The following is a 19758-nucleotide window of genomic DNA, read 5'->3' as shown; positions in this document are numbered from 1 at the left end:
GAAGGACCCCTCGTGAGCATCACCATCACCCCCGTCCGCTTCGAGCACCACCGCGACGCGCTCGGCATCGGCGAGGCCGAGCCCCGCCTCAGCTGGATCGTCGAGTCGGCGCCCGCCGGGTGGCGTCAGGCACGCTACGAGGTCGAGTCGAAGGCGACGGATGGCACGACGCCCGCCTCGCACGCGGTCGACAGCCCTGATTCGGTGCTCGTGCCATGGCCGTTCGCCCCGCTGGCGTCCCGCGAGCGGCGCGAGGTCCGGGTACGCGTGACCGACGAGGGCGGCGCGGCGTCGGAATGGAGTGAATGGGCCCCGGTCGAGGCCGGCCTGCTCGAGCCGTCGGACTGGCAGGCGCGGGTGGTCGGCCCGGACCCCGAGGGCGCGTTCGCGGGCGAGCGATCGCCGCTGGTGCGCGGCGTCGCCGACCTCGACGACGCGCCCATCGTGCGTGCGCGCCTCTATGCGACCGCCCACGGGCTGGTCGAACTCGAGATCAACGGCGCGCGCGTCGGCGACCAGGAGCTCACGCCCGGATGGACCGCCTACGAGTCGCGGCTCCGATATGCGACCTTCGACGTGACCGACCTCGTGCGCCCGGGACGCAACGCGGTCGGCGCCTGGCTCGGCGACGGCTGGTGGCGCGGACGCCTCGGCTGGGACGGCGGGAGCGCCCTCTACGGGGACCGCCTCGGAGTGCTCGCCCAGCTCGAGGTCGAGTACGCCGACGGACGGCGGCAGATCGTGGCATCCGGCACCGACTGGAAGGTCGGCGCGAGCGCGATCCGCGCAGCCGACCTGTACGACGGCGAGGACTTCGACGGCCGCCGCGACGTCCCCGGCTGGTCGACGGTCGACTTCGACGACGCGGGATGGGAGGCGGCCGCCGCTCAGGACCGCGACCCCGCGACCCTCGTCGCACCCGACGGTCCGCCCGTGCGTGTCACCGAGACGCTCCCCGTCCGCGAGGTGCTCGCGAGCCCGTCCGGCAAGCTGATCGTCGACTTCGGGCAGAACCTCGTCGGACGGCTGCGCATCACGGTGACCGGCACCGCGGGCGACACGATCACGCTCCGCCACGCCGAGGTGCTCGAGCACGGGGAGCTGGCGATCGAGCCGCTCCGATCCGCGAAGCAGACCGACCGGTACGTCCTGCGCGGCGACGGCGAGGAGACGTGGGCGCCGAGGTTCACGTTCCACGGCTTCCGATACGCCGAGATCGATGGCTGGCCGGGTGCATTCGATCCCGCAGCGGTGGTCGCAGAGGTGCTGCACTCCGACATGGACCGCACCGGCCGGTTCGCGGCATCCGAGCCGCTCGTCGACCGACTGCACGAGAACGTCGTCTGGGGCATGCGCGGCAACTTCGTCGACGTGCCCACCGACTGCCCGCAGCGCGACGAGCGCCTGGGATGGACGGGCGACCTGCAGGTGTTCGCGCCGACCGCGTCGTACCTCTACGACAGCGCCGGATTCCTCGTGTCATGGCTGCGGGACCTCGAGGCGGAGCAGCGGCGCCTGGGGGGTGTGCCGATGGTCGTGCCCGCGGCGACGCCCGGCGCCGCTTCACCGCAGGCCGGTTGGGCCGATGCCGCGACCGTCGTGCCATGGACGATCTACGAGCGCCGCGGCGATCTCGAGGTGCTGCGTCGGCAGTTCGACAGCATGGCCGCGTGGGTCGACCAGGTCGCCGGGCTCGCCGGCGACGACCGGCTCTGGACCGGCGGCCACCAGTTCGGCGATTGGCTCGACCCGACCGCCCCGCCCGAGCGCCCCGACGCGACCATGACGTTCACCGAGATCGTCGCGACGGCGTACTTCGCCAGGTCCGCCCGGATCGTCGCGAACGCCGCGGCGTTGCTCGGTCGCGACGACGACGCTGCGCGCTACGGGCGCCTCGCCGACGAGGTGCGCGACGCGTTCCACCGCGAGTACGTCTCGGGGTCCGGGAGGCTCCTCTCCGACTCGGTCACGTCCTATGCGCTCGCGCTGCAGTTCGACCTGCTCGACGGCGCCGACGAGCGGCGCCGCGCCGCAGATCGGCTCGCGGCGCTGGTGCGCGAACACGGCTACAGGATCGCCACCGGCTTCCTCGGCACCCCGCTGGTGACCGACGCGCTCAGCCGGAACGGACATGCGGATGCGGCGTACAAGCTGCTGCTGCAGACGCAGAACCCGTCGTGGCTCTATTCGGTCAAGCACGGCGCCACCACGATCTGGGAGCGGTGGGACTCGCTCCTTCCCGACGGGACGGTCAACCCCAGCGGCATGACCTCGTTCAACCACTACGCCTTCGGGTCGGTCGCCGACTGGATGCATCGCGTCGCCGGCCTCGCCCCCGCAGCTCCCGGATATCGCCGCCTCCGCATCGCGCCTCAGCCGCCGAAGCGCGGGCTCACCAGCGCCACGACCTCGCTCGAGACCCCGTACGGTCGCGCGGCCTCCGGATGGCAGCTGGAGGACGGACGGCTGACCGTGCGGGCGACCGTACCGGTGGGCGCGGTCGCCGACGTCGTGCTGCCGTCGGGTGCGCAGCACCCGGGCCTCGGACACGGCGAGTACGAGTGGACCGAGCCGTTCGAGATGGACCCGATCGAACTGCCGGTGTTCACCGTCGACTCGCGTCTCGCCGACCTGATCGAGAGCGAGGAGGCCATGCGCGTCATCACGGGCGTCGTGGTGAAGCACATCCCGGCGGCCGCCAATCACATGCAGGCCGGCCTTCGCGGTCAGGACGAGGTGACGCCCCGGCAGATCGCGGTCATGCTCCCCGACCCCGACGGAGTGCTCGTCGACTTCGAACGCGGGCTCGCCGCGGTGTCCACCGGGGAGCCGATCCCGGCCGACGTGCTCACAGCCGCCGAACCGACGGACGAGGAGGCCGCGGCGGCCGAGGCCGACCTCGCCGAGCAGGCGGCACTGCTGAGCGGCGCGAGCTTCTGGGCGACGCGCGAGGGCCGCGGCATCCGCTCGCTCACGCTCGTCGACGGGCCGCACGGCATCCGCCTGCAGCGCGAGGGCGGGGACCACCTCGGCCTCAACGCGAGCGTGCCGGCGACGTGCTTCCCGCCCGGGGTCGCGCTCGGCTCGAGCTGGGACCCGGCGCTCGCCCGCGAGATCGGCGAGGCCATCGGCCGCGAGGCCCGCGCCCTCGGTGTCGACGTCGTGCTCGGTCCCGGCATCAACATCAAGCGCTCGCCGCTCGGCGGCCGTACATTCGAGTACCTCTCGGAGGACCCGCGCCTGACGGGCGTGCTCGCCACCGAGTGGGTGCGCGGCCTCCAGTCGACCGGCGTCGGCGCGTCGCTCAAGCACTTCGCCGTGAACGGCCAGGAGACCGACCGGATGCGCGTGAGCGCCGAGGTCGACGAGCGCACCCTGCGCGAGATCTACCTGCCCGCGTTCGAGCGGGTCGTGAAGGATGCCGCGCCCGCGACCGTCATGAGCGCGTACAACGCGATCAACGGCGTGTTCTCGTCGGAGAACCGGTGGCTGCTCACCGAGTTGCTGCGCGATGAGTGGGGCTTCGACGGCCTCGTCGTCTCGGACTGGGGCGCGATCAAGGACCGCGTGGAGGCACTCGCCGCGGGACTCGATCTCGAGATGCCCACCTCTGGTGACGAGGGAACGGAGGCGATCCTCGCCGCGGTCCGAGGGGAGCGGCTCGACCGGGCGGTGGTCGAGGCGAGCGTCGAACGGCTGCGGCGCCTCGCCGAGCAGACGGCGCCGGATGTCGCAGCAGCACCCTTCGCGTTCGATGCCGACGCCCATCACGCCCTGGCTCGCCGGGCAGCCGCGGCCTCCGTGGTGCTGCTCCGCAACGAGGACGCGACGCTCCCGCTGCGCGCCGGCCAGCGCGTCGCCGTGATCGGCGAGCTCGCGGTCGACCCCCAGTACCAGGGCGGTGGCAGCTCGAACGTGAACGCGACCCGCGTCGACGTTCCGCTCGACGAGATTCGCCGCGCCCTGGGCGACGACCGCGTGGCCTATGCCGCCGGATACGAGCGGGCAGCCGACGAAGCGACGCGGGACGCGCTGCTCGCCGAGGCGCGCGCCGCCGCGGCGTCCGCCGACGTTGTCGTCGTGTTCGCCGGGCTGTACGAGATCGACCAGTCGGAGGGCTTCGACCGCGAGCACCTCGACCTGCCCAGCGCGCAGGTCGCCGCGATCCAGGCCGTCGCCGCCGTGGCGAAGCGCACGGTCGTCGTGCTGTCCAACGGGGGCGTGGTCTCGCTCGAGCCCTGGCACGACGACGTCGACGCGATCGTCGAGGGGTGGGCGCTCGGCCAGGCCGTGGGCGGCGCGCTCGCCGACGTGCTCACCGGCGTCGTGAACCCGTCGGGCCGGCTCGCCGAGACCATCCCGCTGGCGCTCGCCGACACCCCGACGTACCTGAACTTCCCGGGCGAGCAGGAGGTCGTGCGGCATGGCGAGGGCGTGTTCGTCGGGTACCGCTACTACACGAGCGCCGACCGCGTCGTGCGGTACCCGTTCGGGCACGGCCTGAGCTACACCGGCTTCGAGGTCGAGGCGTTCGAGGTCGAGACGACCGGCGCCGACACCGCCGTGGCGCGGGTCACCGTGCGGAACGCGGGGCCGATGGCGGGCGCCGAGGTCGTGCAGCTCTACGTCGCGCCTGCGCGGTCGAAGGTCCGCCGCCCGGCCCGTGAACTGGGGGCGTTCGCGAAGGTCGAGCTCGCTCCCGGCGAGTCGACGATCCTCTCGCTCGAACTCGAGCGCCGTGCGTTCGCGCACTGGGATGCGCGCGGCTCCCGCTGGTGGGTCGCCCCCGGCACCTACCGCCTCGAGCTCGGCCGCTCGGCGAGCGACATCGTCGCGGCACGCGACCTCGCCCTCGACGGCGACGTCGACCGGCCCGCGGCGCTCAGCCTCGACTCGACGGTCAAGGAGTGGTTCGGCCACCCCGTCGTCGGGCCCGCGCTCATGCAGGGCATGATGGCGAACGCCACGGCCGAGCAACAGGCCGCCGCCGAGGCGAACGCGAATGCCCTGAAGATGGTCGAATCGATGCCGATGGGCCAGTTCGCACGGTTCCCCGGCGTCGACCTCGCCGACGACGTGCTCGACCGGTTCATCGCGCTGAGCCTCGCCGCGGCCCAGCCGGAGCCGGTCGCGTGAGCCGTGCGGCGCGTCGGCCACCGCTCCGGTCTCGGTGACGGCCTGGGACGACGTGCTCCCGGGTCGTCACGGCCCGATCCCGGTGCGCCGGTACCAGCCGCAAGCCGCCATCGCCGGTCCGGGCCGCGCGGCCGCGCTCGTGATCTGGCTGCACGGCGGCGCGTTCTCGCACGGCGGGCTCGACCAGCTCGAGTCGCACGCCGTCGGGCTCGCGCTCGCCGCAGCCGGACACCCGGTCGTCGCGGTCGACTACCGCCGGGTGCCGCCGTGGAGCTGGTGGCGGCGTCCGCGCCCCGGCGTGCTCGAGGGCATCCGGTACCCGGTTCCGGTGGAGGACGTGATCGATGCGGTCGCCGCGCTGCGCCGTGAGGCGGATGACGCGGGCCGCGAGCTCGTGCTCGGCGGCGCGAGCGCCGGCGCATGCCTCGCCGCGGCGGCCGCGCTGCGGCTCGGCGCCGAGCGCGGGCCCCGCCCCGACGGGCTGCCGCTCGCGTACGGGACGTTCCACGCGGCGCTGCCGCCGATCTCCCGCGCGCTGCGCGCCCGCATCCGCGGACGTCACTCGCTCATGCAGTTCCGGCCGTCGACGGTGGAGCGCATGAACCGCAACTACGCGGGCAGCCCCGAGGCGATGGAGGACCCATGGGCGTTCCCCGGCGGGCACGACCTGAGCGGGATGCCGCCGACGCTCGTGCTCGACGCCGACCGCGATTCGCTGCGCGCGTCGGGCGACGCATTCGTTGCAGAGCTCGGGAAGGCCGGGGTCGACGTGACGAACGAGATCGTGCCCGAGTCCGTGCATGGATTCCTCGACCGGCCAGGGACGCCCGCCTTCGAGCGCGGCATCGGCCGTGCCATCCGCTGGCTCGACCGCCACTGAAACCGAGACGGCTCGATGCCGTCGAGCCCTGGAGGCATCCGCCCATGAATGAAACGTTCCATCAGCGAGGCCGACGCCGCGTGCTGCTCACCGGCGCGGCCGGAAACTGGGGTCGCGCCACGCTCCGCGAGCTCCGTGATCGCGCGGACCGCATCGACGTCGTCGCGCTCGCGCTGCCTGGCGAGCGCGACCGCGCGGCACTCGCCGAGTTCGACGACATGCCGAACCTCGAGGTGATCTGGGGCGACCTCACCGACGCCGCGACCGTCGCCGCCTGCGTCGCCCGCGTCGACGTCGTGCTGCACGTCGGCGCGGTCGTCTCGCCGCTCGCAGACGAATGCCCCGAACTCGCGCACCGCGTGAACGTCGGCAGCATCCGCAACATCGTCGAGGCCGTCCGCGCCCTGCCCGACCCGGCCTCGGTCGCGATCGTCGGCATCGGCTCGGTCGCACAGACCGGCAGCCGGAACCCACCGCACCACTGGGGACGCATCGGCGACCCGATCCGGGTCTCGCAGTACGACGAGTACGGGCAGAGCAAGGTCGTCGCCGAACGCATCCTCGTCGACTCCGGACTGCCCAAATGGGTGCAGCTCCGGCAGACCGGCATCTTCCACCCCGGCATGCTCGAGATCCGCGACCCGATCATGACCCACTCGCCCTTCGGCGGGGTCATGGAGTGGGCGAGCGCCGAGGACTCGGCCCGACTGCTCGCGAACCTCTGCGAAGCCGACGTGCCCGACGAGGTCTGGGGCGGCGTCTTCAACATCGGCGGCGGCGACGGATGGCGGCTCACGAACTGGGAACTGCAGACCGCGATCGGGCGGGCGATGGGGGTCCGCGACATCCGCCGCTGGTACGACCGCGACTGGTTCGCCACCCGCAACTTCCACGGACAGTGGTACGCCGACAGCGACCGGCTGGACGAGCTCGTGCCGTTCCGCCGCGACACGTTCGACGACGCCCTCGCCCGGGCCCTCGCCGCGGCGCCCGCCTCAGTGCGCTCCGCCGGCCGGGTGCCGGCCTGGATCGTGAAGCACCTGGTCATGAAGCCGCTGACGCGCAAGCCGCGCGGCACCATGGCCGCGATCCGGCGTGGCGACGAACCCGAGATCGCGGCGCACTTCGGCTCGCGCGCCGAATGGGAGGCGATCGGCGACTGGTCGACATTCGAAGCGCCGAGCCCCTCGCGCGAGCCGACCCTGCTCGACCACGGGTACGACGAGTCGAAGCCCGCCGCCGAGTGGTCGGCGCTCGACTACCTCGAGGTCGCGGCGCATCGCGGCGGGCAGATGCTCAGCACCGAGGTCGTGCGCGGCGATCTCGCGACGCCCATCGGGTGGGCGTGCGCATTCGGGCACGAGTTCACTGCCAGCCCGCGACTCGTGCTCACCGCGGGCCACTGGTGCCCGGTCTGCGTGACCGATGCCGCGGGATACCCGGCGCAAGCCGAGCAGAACGCGTTCCTCGCGCAGGTGGTCGCGGCGTAGCGCTCAGCCCTCGGTCTGGAAGTACAGGTGCGTGTGCAGGCGGCACCGGTCGTTGAATCGCGAGCCGCACGCCGGGCAATCGGTCGTCTCGAGGTAGGCGGCGATCGTCAGCTCGCCACCGCACGCGCCGCAGAGCACGGCCTCGCGGTCGCGCTCGGCCAGCGGCCACTGCTCAGCCGGATGGTCGGCGGTCTCCTCGTGGCACAGGTGGCACGGGTAGTACTCCCCGCAGCACGCGAACCGGATCGCGACGATGTCGACCTCGGTGCGGTAGTGCACGCACCGCGTCATGTCGTCGACCACGGGACCCAGCACCCGCGGGCGCGCGGGACGGATCGCCGGCTCGGTCATGCCGACCATCATCGCAGGGGATGACGCGTCCCCGCGCCATTCGCCCTGACAACGCCGCCGCACCGGGCGTAGGGTGACGCCATGTCCGACACGAGCATCCCGCCGGCCATCCAGCAGTTCGTCGAAACCACGAACAGCGGCGACTCCCAGGGTTTCGTCGCGGCGTTCACCGACGACGCCTACCTGAACGACTGGGGCCGCGAGTTCCACGGCCGCGAGGGCGTCGCGAGCTGGAACGAGTCCGACAACATCGGCAAGCAGGCCCACTTCGACGTGCTCGGCATCATCGCGGGACGCAAGCCCGAGCAGTACCTGCTCACCGTGACGGTGTCGGGCGGCGGCTACAACGGGCCGGGCATGTTCACGTTCGACCTGCGCGACGGACTCATCGCACGGTTCCTCATCGCCTAGCGCGGCGGACCGGGCCAGGGGAGGGGGCGGATGTCGGGGCTCGAACTGGTCGTCGTGCTCGGCGCCGCCCTCGTCGCGTGCACCCTGCTCGCCCGCCGGTTGCGGATCGCCTCGGCCGTGCTGCTCCTCGTCTGCGGGATCCTGCTCGGCCTGCTGCCCGCGCTGCACGACGTGGGGCTGCCGCCCGAGATCGTGCTGTTCATCTTCCTGCCCGCCCTGCTGTTCTGGGAGAGCCTCACGACGTCGCTGCGGGGCATCCGCCGCGACCTCCGCGGCATCGTCCTCACCAGCACTGTGCTGGTCTTCTTGAGCGCCGGGGCCGTCGCCGTGGTGACCCACGCGTTCGGCGTCTCGTGGGGCGTCGCCTGGGTGATCGGCGCGGCGCTGGCGCCGACGGATGCCACGGCCGTCGCGGCGTTCGCGCGGTCGCTGCCTCGGCGCAACACGACCCTGCTCAAGGCGGAGAGCCTCGTCAACGACGGGACGGCACTGGTCGTGTACGGCATCGCGGTCGGCGTGGTCGTGAGCGGGACACGGCCGAGCCTGCTGGGCGTCACGTGGGACTTCGCGCTCTCCTACCTGGGCGGTGGTGCCGCGGGCGCGCTCGTCGCCGCGCTCGGCCTGCTCGCCCTGCGCCTCATCCGCGAGCCGCTCCTGAAGAACGTCACGCTCATCCTCATGCCCTTCGTCGGCTACCTCGCCGCCGAGCTCATCCACGCCTCGGGCGTGCTCGCGGTGGTCGTCGCGGGCCTCATCACCACGCAGGTCGGTCCGCGCGTGAGCACGGCGGCGTCGCGCAGCCAGGGTGATTCGTTCTGGTCCCTCGCGACCTTCATGCTCAACGGCGCGCTGTTCGTGCTGATCGGGCTCGAGGTCAGCAACGACGTGCGAAGCGTGCCCGCGTCGGAGCTGGGCCGTGCGCTCGGGATGATCGTCGCGGCGTGGCTGACGCTGCTCGCCGTGCGGTTCGCGTTCCACTTCCTGGCGGGGGCGCTGGTCCGGCTCACGATGCGCTCGCCGGATGAGCGCGCGCGTCACCTCGACGCGCGTGCGCGCGTGGTCGCCTCGGTGGCGAGCCTGCGCGGCGCGGTGTCGCTCGCCGCGGCGCTCGCGGTGCCGACCACGGTCGCCTCGGGCGCCGACTTCCCCGAGCGTCACGTCGTGATCTTCGTGACGGCGGGCGTCATCGTGCTCGCGCTGGTCGTGCAGGGCCTGATCCTGCCGCCCGTCGTGCGGTGGGCGCGATTCGCCGTCGACGCCGAGGAGGAGGACGAGCGGCGGCTGGCGGAGACGACGGCGATCGAGGAGGCCCTCGGCGCCGTGCCGCAGGTCGCCGAAGAGCTCGAGGTCGACGACGACGTGCGGGAGCGGGTGGCGCGGGAACTCGAGGCGCAGCTCGCCGAGCTGCGCGCCTCGCGGGGAGAGGCCGACGAGGATCAGGCGACGCTGAGTCGCGGCGACCAATACCGCGCGCTGCGCCTCGCGTTGCTCGACCGCAAGCGCGAGGCCGTGCTGGCGCTTCGCGATCGCGGCGAGATCGACGACCTGGTGCTGCGCCGCGTCCAGGCGGTCCTGGACGTCGAGGAGGCGCGGTTGCTGCGACCCGAGCCCGAGGGCTGAGCGCGCTCGGCTCGGCCCTCGGGCTCGGCAGGAAGGGTCGTCGTCAGGCCGCGCCGGGCGTGACGAAGGACTCGCAGTCGCACTTCGACCAGGCACCGCCGGTGAAGACGTCGGTGCGGCAGGCGCCGAGGTGCTCGTTGTCGTCGTGTCCGCAGTGCCGGCATTCGGCGAGTTCGAGGACGTTCATCTCGATCTCCGATCGTGTGGGTCGGCGCGCGTTCGGGTGGCGACATCCGACAGCCGCGAACGATGTCGCGGGGGTGTTCAAGGGGGCGGGGGCGGCCGTGGGGACGGCCGGTCGGGCTCCGTGGGGGCGGAGGGGGCTGGGCCGGGTCGGGGGTGATCCCGGCCGGAGGAAGGCTAACCGCCCCGAGGTGGGCGGGTCAACGTGATCGTCGACACGTGAAGAATACTCAGGGGATCCTGACGGGTACCCGTGAGCCGCGCGGTCGCTGCGATGGGTCGGCACAACCCCCTCCCGGACGTGCTCGACGCGACCTAGGTTGGCCGCACGAACCGCGACGGGAGGACCCATCCATGCGCACCTACCAGGTCAGCTACTTCGTCGGCAGCCTGTCGTCCACCTCCATCAACCGCACGCTCTCGAAGGCGCTCCTGCGCGTCGCGCCGGAGCATCTCGAGTTCACCGAGATCCCGATCCGCGACCTCCCGCTGTACAGCCCCGACTACGACGACGACTACCCGCCGGAGGCGCTCGAACTCAAGGCCGCGATCGACCGCTCCGACGCCGTGCTCTTCGTCACGCCCGAGTACAACCGATCCATCCCGGGCGCGCTGAAGAACGCGATCGACTGGGCGTCGCGACCATGGGGGCGCAACTCGTTCGACCACATCCCCGCGGCGGTGATCGGCGCATCGCCGGGCGCGATCGGCACGGCCGTGGCGCAGCAGAGCCTCCGCGCGGTGCTGAGCTTCTGCAACGCCCGCCAGATGACCGCGCCCGAGGCGTACATCACGTTCTCGCCCGAGGTCTTCCAGGAGGACGGCTCGATCACCAAGGAGAGCACGGAAGCGTTCCTCACCGAGTTCATGAACGAGTTCGGCGACCACATCCGCCGTGTCCTCGCGGTGCTGCCGAGATCCGCGTAGTCGAGAACACGGGCGCGCGCAGCGCCATCCGCCTAGCATTGGCGCATGAGCGCCGCAGCCCCGGCATCCGCGCCCGCGCCCGACACGACCACGTCTTCGCGGCCGTGGCACGCCCGATTGCGCTTCGGCACCGGCGATCGCGCCGCGGCGGCACTCCTGCTGCTGTTCACGGTGATCGCCATCCTGTGGGCGAATTCGCCGTGGGGCGACTCCTACGAGCGGTTCTGGGAGACGCCGGTCGAGATCGGCGTCGGCGACATGCTCTTCGTCACCACGTTCCACCACTTCGTCAACGACGCCGTCATGACGCTGTTCTTCTTCGTGGTCGGCCTCGAGGTCAAGCGCGAGTTCACGCTCGGCGAGCTCACCGATCGAGCGCGCGCCGTCGTCCCGGTCGTCGCCGCCGTGGCGGGCCTCATCGTCCCCGCGCTCATCTTCGTGCTGATCGCGTGGCCGACCGGTGAAGCGCACGCGTGGGGCGTCGTCATCTCGACCGACACCGCGTTCCTGCTCGGCGCGCTCGCGATCATCGGGCCGAGGTTCCCCGCCCGCCTCCGCGCGTTCCTGCTCACACTCGCGGTGGTCGACGACATCGGCGCGCTGCTGGCCATCGCGATCTTCTACAACTCCGGGATCCAGGTCCTGCCACTGGTCGTGGCCGCGGTGCTGATGGTGCTGATCGCGCTCGTGCGGTTCCTGCCCGCCTGGCGCGGCATCGCCTACGCCACGCTCGGCATCGCGCTGTGGTTCGCCATCGCCGCGGCCGGAGTGCATCCGACGCTCGCGGGCGTGGCGGTCGCCCTGCTCATCCCCGTCTTCCCGCCCCGTCGCACCGACGTCGAGCGCTCGGCCGAGCTCACGCAGGCGTTCCGCGAGTCGCCCAACGCCGCCTACGCGGCCGCCGTCACCCGCAGCCTCCGGAACTCGATCTCGATCAACGACCGGCTGCAGGCGGCGTGGGGCCCGTACATCTCGTTCATCGTCCTGCCGCTGTTCGCGCTCGCCAACGCGGGCGTGCACCTCGATGCGGAGACTGTCGGCGCGGCCGTGACGTCACCGCTCACGTGGGGCATCGTGGCCGGCCTCGTCATCGGCAAGTTCATCGGCATCGCGGGCGCGACGGCGCTGATCCGGATGACGGGACTCGGCCGTCTCGCGCCCGGGCTCGCGATGCCCCGCATCGCCGGCGGCGCCGCGCTGTCGGGTATCGGGTTCACGATCGCGCTGTTCATCGTCACGCTCGCGATCGCCGACCCCGAGACGCAGGACCTCGCGCGCGTCGGCGTGCTCGTGGCCTCCGTCATCGCGTTCTCGCTCGGCTGGGCGATCTTCGCGGTCGCCGACCGGCTCGCGCCCCCGCAGCCGATCGGCAAGATCCTGATCCGTCCGCTGGATCCGGAACGCGACCACTACCGGGGGCGCCCTGACGCCCCCCACCAGATCGTCGAATACGGTGACTTCGAGTGCCCGTTCTGCAGCCGCGCCACGGGCTCGATCGACGCCGTCATCGAGCACTTCGGCGACGACGTGTGCTGGGTCTGGCGTCACCTGCCGCTCGAGGCCGTGCACTCGCACGCCAAGGAGGCCGCCCAGGCGTACGAGGCAGCGGCGCTGCAGGGCCGGTTCCTCGAGATGTCGCGCATCATGTTCGCCAACCAGGACGCGCTCACGGCCGACGACCTGTGCCGGTACGCGAAGGAGATCGACCTCGACGTCGACCGCTTCATCGACGACATGCGCTCGCCGCACGTGACGCGGCGCGTCGAGGAGGACCAGCTCGACGCCGAGATGATGGACCTGCACTCGACGCCGACGTTCTTCATCGGCGGCAAGCGTCACATCGGCCCGTGGGACTCGCGCACGCTGATCCGCACGCTCGAGGCGTCGGCCGCGCCGAGGGTCGAGCCCGCGCCGTAGCCCGGACATGGTGAGGGGCGGATGCCGCGGCATCCGCCCCTCACTCGAACCCCGCGGCTCAGCCGCGCAGGTCGACGCCCTTCGTCTCCTTGACGAGCGAGACGCCGATCAGCGACACGATCGCCGCGATCGCGATGTAGACGCCGATCGTCCAGGACTTCCCGGTCGAGGTCATGAGCCACTCGGCGATCATCGGTGCGAACGCACCGCCGAGGATGGCGCCGAGCGCGTAGCCGATCGAGACGCCGGAGTAGCGCACGTTCGCCGGGAACATCTCGGCGTAGAGCGAGGCCTGCGGTCCGTACGAGAGGCCGAGCCCGAACGTCATGACGAACAGGGCGACGAAGTACCAGACGATGTCGCCGGTGTCGATGAGGAACCACATCGGCACGGCCCACAGCGCGAGGAACGCGTAGCCGATCTGGAAGGTGCGGACGCGGCCGAGCCGGTCGGAGAGGCGGCCGCCCCACAGCGTGAACCCGAGCCAGCCGAACGAAGCGAGCGTGGTCGCGAGGAGCACCGTCGGGCGGTCCATGCCGAGCACCGTCACCGCGTAGGTGGCGAAGAACGCGATGAGCAGGTAGCCGGCGGCGTTGTTGCCGATGAAGATGATCGCGGTGAGGATCACGTTCTTGGTGTTGTGGCGGAACAACTGTCCGAGCGGCGCCGACGACTCCTTCTGGCGGCGCTGGAGGTCCTGGAAGACCGGGCTCTCCTCGACCGCGCGACGGATCGCGTAGCCGACGACGATGAGCACGATCGACAGGATGAACGGGATGCGCCAGCCCCAGGCGAGGAACGCCTCCTGCGACATCGACGACGTGATGATCCACAGCGTGAACGTCGCGAGGATCATGCCCACCGGCACGCCGATCTGGGGGAACGCGCCGAAGAAGCCGCGCTTCTTGTCGGGAGCGTGCTCGACGGCCATGAGCGCGGCGCCGCCCCACTCGCCACCCGCCGAGAAGCCCTGCAGGATGCGGAGCGTGATCAGCAGGATCGGCGCGGCGATGCCGATCGCGGCGTAGGTCGGCAGGAAGCCGATGAGCGAGGTCGACAGGCCCATGAGGATGAGCGTGAAGACGAGCATCTTCTTGCGGCCGATCTTGTCGCCGAGCCATCCGGCGACGATCGCGCCGAGCGGGCGGAACAGGAACGAGATGCCGATGGTCGCGAACGAGAGCACCTGCGCGAGCGCGGGGTTCGACTCGGCGAGCGGGGCGAAGAAGAGCGGCGCGAGCACGAGCCCGGCGGCCTGCGCGTAGATGAAGAAGTCGTACCACTCGATGGAGGTGCCGACGAGGGTTCCGGCGAGGACCCTGCGCTCCTCCTTGGGCATGCGCCCGGTGCGTTCGGCTTCGTCGTGGATGGTTGAGGTCATGCGAACTCCGTTGTTCATGCGGGGGACTGCTCGGGTGATCCAGCGCGGGGGTGGTGCGCCGAGGTTTATCGACCGATCGTTCGGTCGGAAATCAGACCATAGCGCACGATCGCGGTGCGGGGGAAGTCCCGGCGCGACGAACGGCATGAGTGGCGCGACGAGTGGCGGGGCAGGATGGTCGCAGCGATCGGGATCGGAGGGACCGATGGAACGCACGCTGTTCTGGCGTCGCATCGACGAGGTCGGACTCGAACGACTGGAGCTCTCGGTCACCGAGGCGGGGATCGAGGCGGTCGGCACCGTGCTCGGCCTCGACGCCGGCGGGTTTCGGGTCGAGCACCGGTGGTCGCTTGCCCCGGACTGGCGGACGCGGACGCTGGTCGTGGAGCGATCGGGCGCGGTGGGCCGTGTTCGGCTGCGGATCGAGCGCGACGGCGACGGATGGCGCGTCGACGACGTCAGGCGGCCCGACCTCGACGGCGCCGACGAGCCCGACCTCTCCGTCACGCCCTTCTGCAACACCCTCCCGATCCGGCGGCTCCCCACCCGCCGCGGTGCGGCCTCGACGCTCGACACCTGCTGGATCGATGCCGACGAGATGGCCGTGGTGCGCTCGCGTCAGCAGTACGTCCGTCGCGGCGCACGGGCCGTCCGCTACATCGACCTCGGCGCGGCCGCGGGATTCGAAGCCGACCTCGAGGTCGACGGCGACGGCCTCGTCGTGCGCTACGAGCACCTGTTCGAGCGCGTGTCGCCCGGACCGGTCACGCCGTGACGTCGGCCGCGGCGTCGGCCCAGCGCAGCACGCGCAGGGCACGCAGGGTGTTCCAGTGGCTCGGCTCGCCCTCGGGTGCATCGACCGCGAAGTACACCTGGCGGGGCCAGGGGCGGCCCGCGAGCCAGCGGCCGTCGTCGCCGCGCCGCGATCGGAGCAGCTCGAGCGGCTCGTCGAGTCGAGGGTCGGGCGTACCGCCCACATCGCGGAAGTAGTCGAGCGCGCGCAGCACGTCGTAGAACCAGTAGGGCGGGAAGGTGAAGTTGAGATAGCGGTCCTTCACTACCTCGCCGGTCGACCGGCGCCGGAACAGGTGCCGCTCGAGCAGGTACTCCTCGCCCCCACGGCGCGCCTCGGCGATCTCGGCGGCGGGGACCGCCGACGAGCCGTCGCGCTCGACCGCCAGCAGGCCCTCGAGCACGCACAGCGTGGAGTCGAACGAGGACCGCTGCGACTCGTCGGCCGGTTCGCAGTTCCACCCGCCGTCGGGCAGCCGCTCGCCGAGCAGGCGCCGCACGATCGCGTCGGTGCCCTCGTCGAGCTGGCCGAAGTACGTCGCGAGGGCGAGCACGCCGCCGTTGACGCACTCCTCCTCTTCGCCGGCGAAGAACGGACGATCGTCGAAGTAGCGCCAGGTCACGCCATCGCGCACGCGGTCGATCGCCGCGCGGACTCGGGGGTCGTCGGGTCGAGCGCCCAGCCGCCGCAGCAGCGAGAGCGACCAGATCACGCTGCGGCGGTCGCCATCTTCGCCGTATTCGTGCCCGTTCCAGTAGCCGTCGTCGGACTGCAGGGCGAGGATCCGTGCGCCGACGCCCTCGGTCGCGACGCGATCGCGATCGGCGGCGACCTGCTGGTCGGATTCGCCGAGCACGTCGCGGCGCACCTGCCAGCGGATCGCGGGGTCGGCGTCGAGCATCCAGTCGATGACATCCATGCGGCCCATGCTTCCGGATGCCACCGACGCTCGTGTCGTCACGCGCCGCGGTGGACGAGCAGTGCAGCGCCGACCAGCGGCGCGTCGTCGCCGAGCTCGGCCGGAACCACGCGCAGCTCGGCGGCGGCGGGGAGCAGCGCCGCGCCGCGCGCCGCCGCCTCGACCAGTGGAAGGTAGTCGTCGGCGACGCGCGAGAACCCGCCGCCGATCGCGGCGACGCGCAGGTCGAGCAGTGCGGCATAACCGGAGATCGCCTGCCCGACCGCTTCGGCCGATCGTCGCACGGCGCGCGTCGCAACCGGGTCACCCGAGCGGTACGCGCGGGCGAGCTCGAGCCCGTCGGCGCCCGTCCACCCGTGCGCGTTCGCCCAGCGCACGGTCGCCGGACCGGAGGCGACGCCCTCGACCGACGCGCGCTCCGGATCGATGTCACCGGGTCGCCGAACCCACACCTGGCCGACGTGACCGGCGTTGCCGGTGTCGCCGCGGATGACGCGACCGTCGAGCACGATCCCGCCGCCGATGCCCGTCGACACGACCATCGCGAGTCCGTTGCGGACCCCGCGGAGCGCGCCGAACTCCAGCTCGGCCAGGGCGATGCAGGTGCCGTCGAGCGCCACGCGCACGGGAAGGCCACGGGCGATGGCCGCGACGGGCTCGACGACCGCGAAGTCCCGGATCCCCGGCAGGTTGAGAGGCGAGATCCGGGTGCCGTCGCCGCGAAGTGGACCCGCGGCCCCGATGCCGACGCCGACGAGCCGATGGGCCGGCCCCGCGGCATCCGCCGCCTGCCGGCACACCGACGCGATCGCGGCCGAGAACGTGTCGGGCGTCTGGCCGGGTCCCGTGGCCGCGCGATGCCGACTTCCGGAGATGATGCGCCCGCTCACATCGACCAGGGCGGCGTCGACCTTGGTGCCGCCGATGTCGACGGCCAGCGCGACGTCGCCCGCTCCGCTCTCGCTCATGCGTCGATCATCGCGCGCCGCGGCGGTTCAGCGCAGGTCGAGTCGCATGAGCACGCGCGGGAAGCCGTTGAGCACCGAGTCGGTGTCGGCCGCCTTGCGGAACCCCGCCCGCTCGAACAGCCCGCGCGTGCCGACGTAGGCCATCGTGAGGTCGACCTTGGCGCCGTCGTTGTCGACCGGGTAGCCCTCGATCGCGGGCGCGCCGTTCGATCGCGCGAAGTCGACCGCGCCCGTGAGCAGGTGGTGCGAGATGCCCTGCTTGCGATGCCCGGGGCGGACCCGGATGCACCACACCGACCACACGTCGAGGTCGTCGACGTGCGGGATCTTGCGATTGGTCGCGAAGCTCGTGTCGGCGCGCGGGTGCACCCCGGCCCATCCGACCACCTCGTCGCCGTCGTAGGCGAGCACCCCGGGCGGGGGCGACTGCCGCACGAGCTCGGCCACGCGTTCACCGCGCGCAGGCCCGCGCAGCGCGAGGTTCTCTTTCGACGACGTGAGCCGGTAGCTCAGGCACCAGCACACGTTCGCGTCGGCTCGCTTGGGGCCTACGACGGCCGCGACATCGGCCAGCACCGTCGCGGGGTGCACCTCGATCGCCATGGGTCGAGCCTGCCACCGGGGTGCGACATCCGCATCGCCGGTCACTCCGGGCGGTTGCCGGCCGCGCCGTCGATCGTGAACCCGGTCGTGACGCCCTCGTACATCACATGTGCGACGAGGCCGTCGACCGCGTGCGGCAGCGTGTGGCAGTGGTCGCTCCAGATGCCGGGGTTGTCGGCCACGAACGCGATGTCGAAGGCCTCGCCGGGATGCACGTCGAGCGAGTCGACGATCCAGGGGCTGCCGGATGCCGCGACGCCGTCTCGTGAGAGCACGACCACGTGGTGTCCGTGCAGGTGCATGGGGTGCACGTCGCCGGAGCGGTTCTCGATGCGCATCCCGACGACGTCGCCCTCGCGCACGTGGAACATCGGCACGTCGGGGAACATGCGGCCGTTGATGGTCCAGAAGTTGCCGGGGCGCCCGTCGATGATGCCGAAGCGGCGCGCGATCACGTACTCGAAGCTGCGGTCGGGCACGGTCGGGTCGAAGTCGAGCGGTGCGGGCGCGCCGTAGGCGAGAAGGTCCAGCGTGTCCTTCGGCTGACGCGCGGGCGGGGCGGATGCCTCGGGGTGCGCCGGATCCACGATGACGACGCTGCGTGCGCCGCCGACCTGCAGCCGCACGGCGCTTCCGTCCGCGGGCGCGCGCACCGCGACATCCGCTCGCCCGCCTGCGGGGATGAGCAGTCGCTGGTCGCGGACCTCGCCGGGCGCGTGGACGTCGCGACCGTCGATCGCGAGCACGCGGTACGCGGCCGCAGACCACACCGCAGCGGTGCCCTGATCGGAGTTGATGACGCGCACGCGCACGGTCTCGCCGGGATGCGCCTGGATGCGCTCGTCGCCGATGCGGCCGTTGAGGCTGTGCTGCCCGCCGTACACGTGGAGCAGCGCGGTGACGTCGACGTCGGTGCGGACCTCGGGCGGTTCGGCCGGGTCGATCACGATCGCCCCGAGCAGGCCGCCGACCACCTGCTCGTGCGACACCTGGTGCGAGTGGTACCAGAACGTGCCGGCGTCCTCGGCGACGAACCGGTACACGTGGCGGCCGCCGACCGGGACGGCGTCCTGCGTGATGCCGGCGACGCCGTCGGCCGCGTTCGGCACGTCGATGCCGTGCCAGTGGAGGGTCGCACCATCCGTCACCGACTCGTTGACGAAGGCGACTTCGACGAGGTCGCCCTGCGTCGCGCGGATCTCGGGCCCGGGGGAGGAGCCGTTGACCGTGTACCCCTGGACGCGGCGGCCGCCGGGCACGTCGAACGCCTCCTGGCGTGCGACGAGCTCGACCCGCACGTCGGCGGGGCGCTCGGGGTCGGCCTTCAGCGACGTGACGTCGATGCCTGCCGACGGTGCGACGACACCGGATGGCGCGGCGGCGCCGGTGCCGCCCGCGGCGCCGTGCGCGTGCGCGCCGGGTCCCCCCGCGGCCTCGGCACCCATGTCCATGACCGAGTACTCTCCGAGCAGCGTGGAGCTCCACGCGAGCGCACCGGCGCCGAGCGCGGTCGCGACCGCGACCCCGACGACGGTGCACCGGAGGAGCTCACGCGGCGACGGCATCGGTCTTCGCCTCCTCGGGGACGGGCTGCGAGCTGCGCCGCCGCATCCGAAGGGCCGCGAACGACGCCGCCGCCACGACCGCGAGTGCGTTCGCGCCGTGGATGAGGCCGAGGTACGGCACGTCGGTGATCGAGAAGCCGAGCGTCACCTGCATCGCGACGAGTGCGAGCACGATCGCCGCCCACGTCGTCGCGCCGCGCGTTCGCGTGAGGAAGGACACGATGAGCAGTGCGAGGGCGACCAGCGGGATGACGACGCCGCCGACCACGCCGTGGATCAGGAACCCGACCTCGCCGACGCCGGCCGCCTGGAAGCTCTCGAGCAGCGCCTTGTCGACCACGCCGCCCTCGGCGACGAGGTTGAGCATGCCGCCGAACGCGAACGCGATCGCCGCGGCCTGGATGACGACGGCTCCGGCGACGGTCCAGGCGAGCCCGGTGTACAGCTTGCGCATGATGCCTTCTCCTTCGTGCGGCGCCCGGTCGCGGCATCCGCTCGACCACACGCTCGTCGCGCGCGGCCGTCGCCGGAACGCAGAGAACCGGATGTCGCGTGGCGGGCCGCCGCACACCCGATGGAGGCCAGCCGCCAAGGGCTGGCGTGGATGGCCCTCT

General features: G+C 72.1%; 16 protein-coding genes. 8 read left to right on the top strand and 8 right to left on the bottom strand.

The features are described from left to right. The first annotated feature begins 12 nt into the window (after window positions 1-12). Genes BLT99_RS18055 through BLT99_RS11170 form a run of 3 tightly spaced genes read left to right on the top strand, consistent with a single transcriptional unit; the run spans window position 13 to window position 7506 of the window. On the top strand, window positions 13-5136 hold the full coding sequence (locus tag BLT99_RS18055; RefSeq protein ID WP_229724341.1) for a family 78 glycoside hydrolase catalytic domain: 5124 nt from the start codon (window positions 13-15) through the stop codon (window positions 5134-5136). A gap of 34 nt (window positions 5137-5170) precedes the next feature. Continuing rightward, complete coding sequence (locus BLT99_RS11175; protein ID WP_092672331.1) at window positions 5171-6016, top strand: alpha/beta hydrolase; 846 nt, start codon at window positions 5171-5173, stop codon at window positions 6014-6016. Window positions 6017-6060: 44 nt separating this feature from the next. Beyond that, the gene (locus BLT99_RS11170) at window positions 6061-7506 is read left to right on the top strand and encodes an NAD-dependent epimerase/dehydratase family protein (protein WP_092672328.1); all 1446 of its coding nucleotides are present in this window, start codon (window positions 6061-6063) and stop codon (window positions 7504-7506) included. Between the two features lie 3 nt (window positions 7507-7509). Here the strand turns inward: BLT99_RS11170 and BLT99_RS11165 are convergent, their stop codons facing one another. Continuing rightward, window positions 7510-7857, bottom strand: a complete 348-nt coding sequence (locus tag BLT99_RS11165) for a CHY zinc finger protein (protein WP_092676146.1) — start codon at window positions 7855-7857, stop codon at window positions 7510-7512. A gap of 81 nt (window positions 7858-7938) precedes the next feature. On the opposite strand from BLT99_RS11165, the gene BLT99_RS11160 reads away from it, so the two are divergent. Both BLT99_RS11160 and BLT99_RS11155 read left to right on the top strand, forming a co-directional pair. Continuing rightward, window positions 7939-8268 (top strand): nuclear transport factor 2 family protein, encoded by a 330-nt coding sequence (locus tag BLT99_RS11160; RefSeq protein ID WP_092672325.1) that lies wholly within the window; start codon window positions 7939-7941, stop codon window positions 8266-8268. 30 nt (window positions 8269-8298) lie between these two features. After that, complete coding sequence (locus BLT99_RS11155; RefSeq protein ID WP_092672322.1) at window positions 8299-9888, top strand: Na+/H+ antiporter; 1590 nt, start codon at window positions 8299-8301, stop codon at window positions 9886-9888. Window positions 9889-9931: 43 nt separating this feature from the next. Here BLT99_RS11155 and BLT99_RS17630 read toward each other — a convergent pair whose 3' ends face one another. Then, complete coding sequence (locus BLT99_RS17630) at window positions 9932-10075, bottom strand: hypothetical protein (protein WP_157674984.1); 144 nt, start codon at window positions 10073-10075, stop codon at window positions 9932-9934. Between the two features lie 350 nt (window positions 10076-10425). Between BLT99_RS17630 and BLT99_RS11150 the strand changes: the two genes are divergently transcribed. Next, window positions 10426-10998 (top strand): NADPH-dependent FMN reductase, encoded by a 573-nt coding sequence (locus BLT99_RS11150; protein WP_092672319.1) that lies wholly within the window; start codon window positions 10426-10428, stop codon window positions 10996-10998. A gap of 45 nt (window positions 10999-11043) precedes the next feature. Next, window positions 11044-12915, top strand: coding sequence for a Na+/H+ antiporter NhaA (gene nhaA / locus BLT99_RS11145; RefSeq protein ID WP_092672317.1), 1872 nt, complete (start codon window positions 11044-11046; stop codon window positions 12913-12915). 58 nt (window positions 12916-12973) lie between these two features. Here nhaA and BLT99_RS11140 read toward each other — a convergent pair whose 3' ends face one another. Beyond that, window positions 12974-14296: an MFS transporter gene (locus tag BLT99_RS11140; RefSeq protein WP_092672314.1), complete on the bottom strand. Its 1323-nt coding sequence runs from the start codon at window positions 14294-14296 to the stop codon at window positions 12974-12976. Window positions 14297-14501: 205 nt separating this feature from the next. On the opposite strand from BLT99_RS11140, the gene BLT99_RS11135 reads away from it, so the two are divergent. After that, window positions 14502-15071: a putative glycolipid-binding domain-containing protein gene (locus tag BLT99_RS11135; RefSeq protein WP_092672311.1), complete on the top strand. Its 570-nt coding sequence runs from the start codon at window positions 14502-14504 to the stop codon at window positions 15069-15071. Here BLT99_RS11135 and BLT99_RS11130 read toward each other — a convergent pair. From BLT99_RS11130 to BLT99_RS11110, 5 genes are read right to left on the bottom strand one after another with little or no spacing between them, the layout of a single operon-like run. Continuing rightward, window positions 15061-16008: a prenyltransferase/squalene oxidase repeat-containing protein gene (locus BLT99_RS11130; protein WP_092672309.1), complete on the bottom strand. Its 948-nt coding sequence runs from the start codon at window positions 16006-16008 to the stop codon at window positions 15061-15063. The two genes, BLT99_RS11135 and BLT99_RS11130, sit on opposite strands and share 11 nt — an antisense overlap. Before the next feature lie 38 nt (window positions 16009-16046). Then, entirely contained in the window at window positions 16047-16976 is a 930-nt protein-coding gene (locus BLT99_RS11125) for an ROK family protein (protein ID WP_092672306.1), read from the bottom strand. Between the two features lie 27 nt (window positions 16977-17003). Further along, entirely contained in the window at window positions 17004-17579 is a 576-nt protein-coding gene (locus BLT99_RS11120) for a GNAT family N-acetyltransferase (RefSeq protein WP_092672303.1), read from the bottom strand. Window positions 17580-17620: 41 nt separating this feature from the next. Then, window positions 17621-19144: a multicopper oxidase family protein gene (locus BLT99_RS11115; RefSeq protein WP_092672300.1), complete on the bottom strand. Its 1524-nt coding sequence runs from the start codon at window positions 19142-19144 to the stop codon at window positions 17621-17623. Then, the gene (locus BLT99_RS11110) at window positions 19128-19598 is read right to left on the bottom strand and encodes a hypothetical protein (RefSeq protein ID WP_092672297.1); all 471 of its coding nucleotides are present in this window, start codon (window positions 19596-19598) and stop codon (window positions 19128-19130) included. Before BLT99_RS11110 ends, BLT99_RS11115 begins: the two co-directional genes overlap by 17 nt. Window positions 19599-19758: the final 160 nt, after the last annotated feature.

Source organism: Agromyces flavus, assembly GCF_900104685.1.
Classification (GTDB): domain Bacteria; phylum Actinomycetota; class Actinomycetes; order Actinomycetales; family Microbacteriaceae; genus Agromyces; species Agromyces flavus.
The sequence above is the reverse complement of the archived record's forward strand: the minus strand, read 5'-3'. Positions and strand labels throughout refer to the sequence as shown.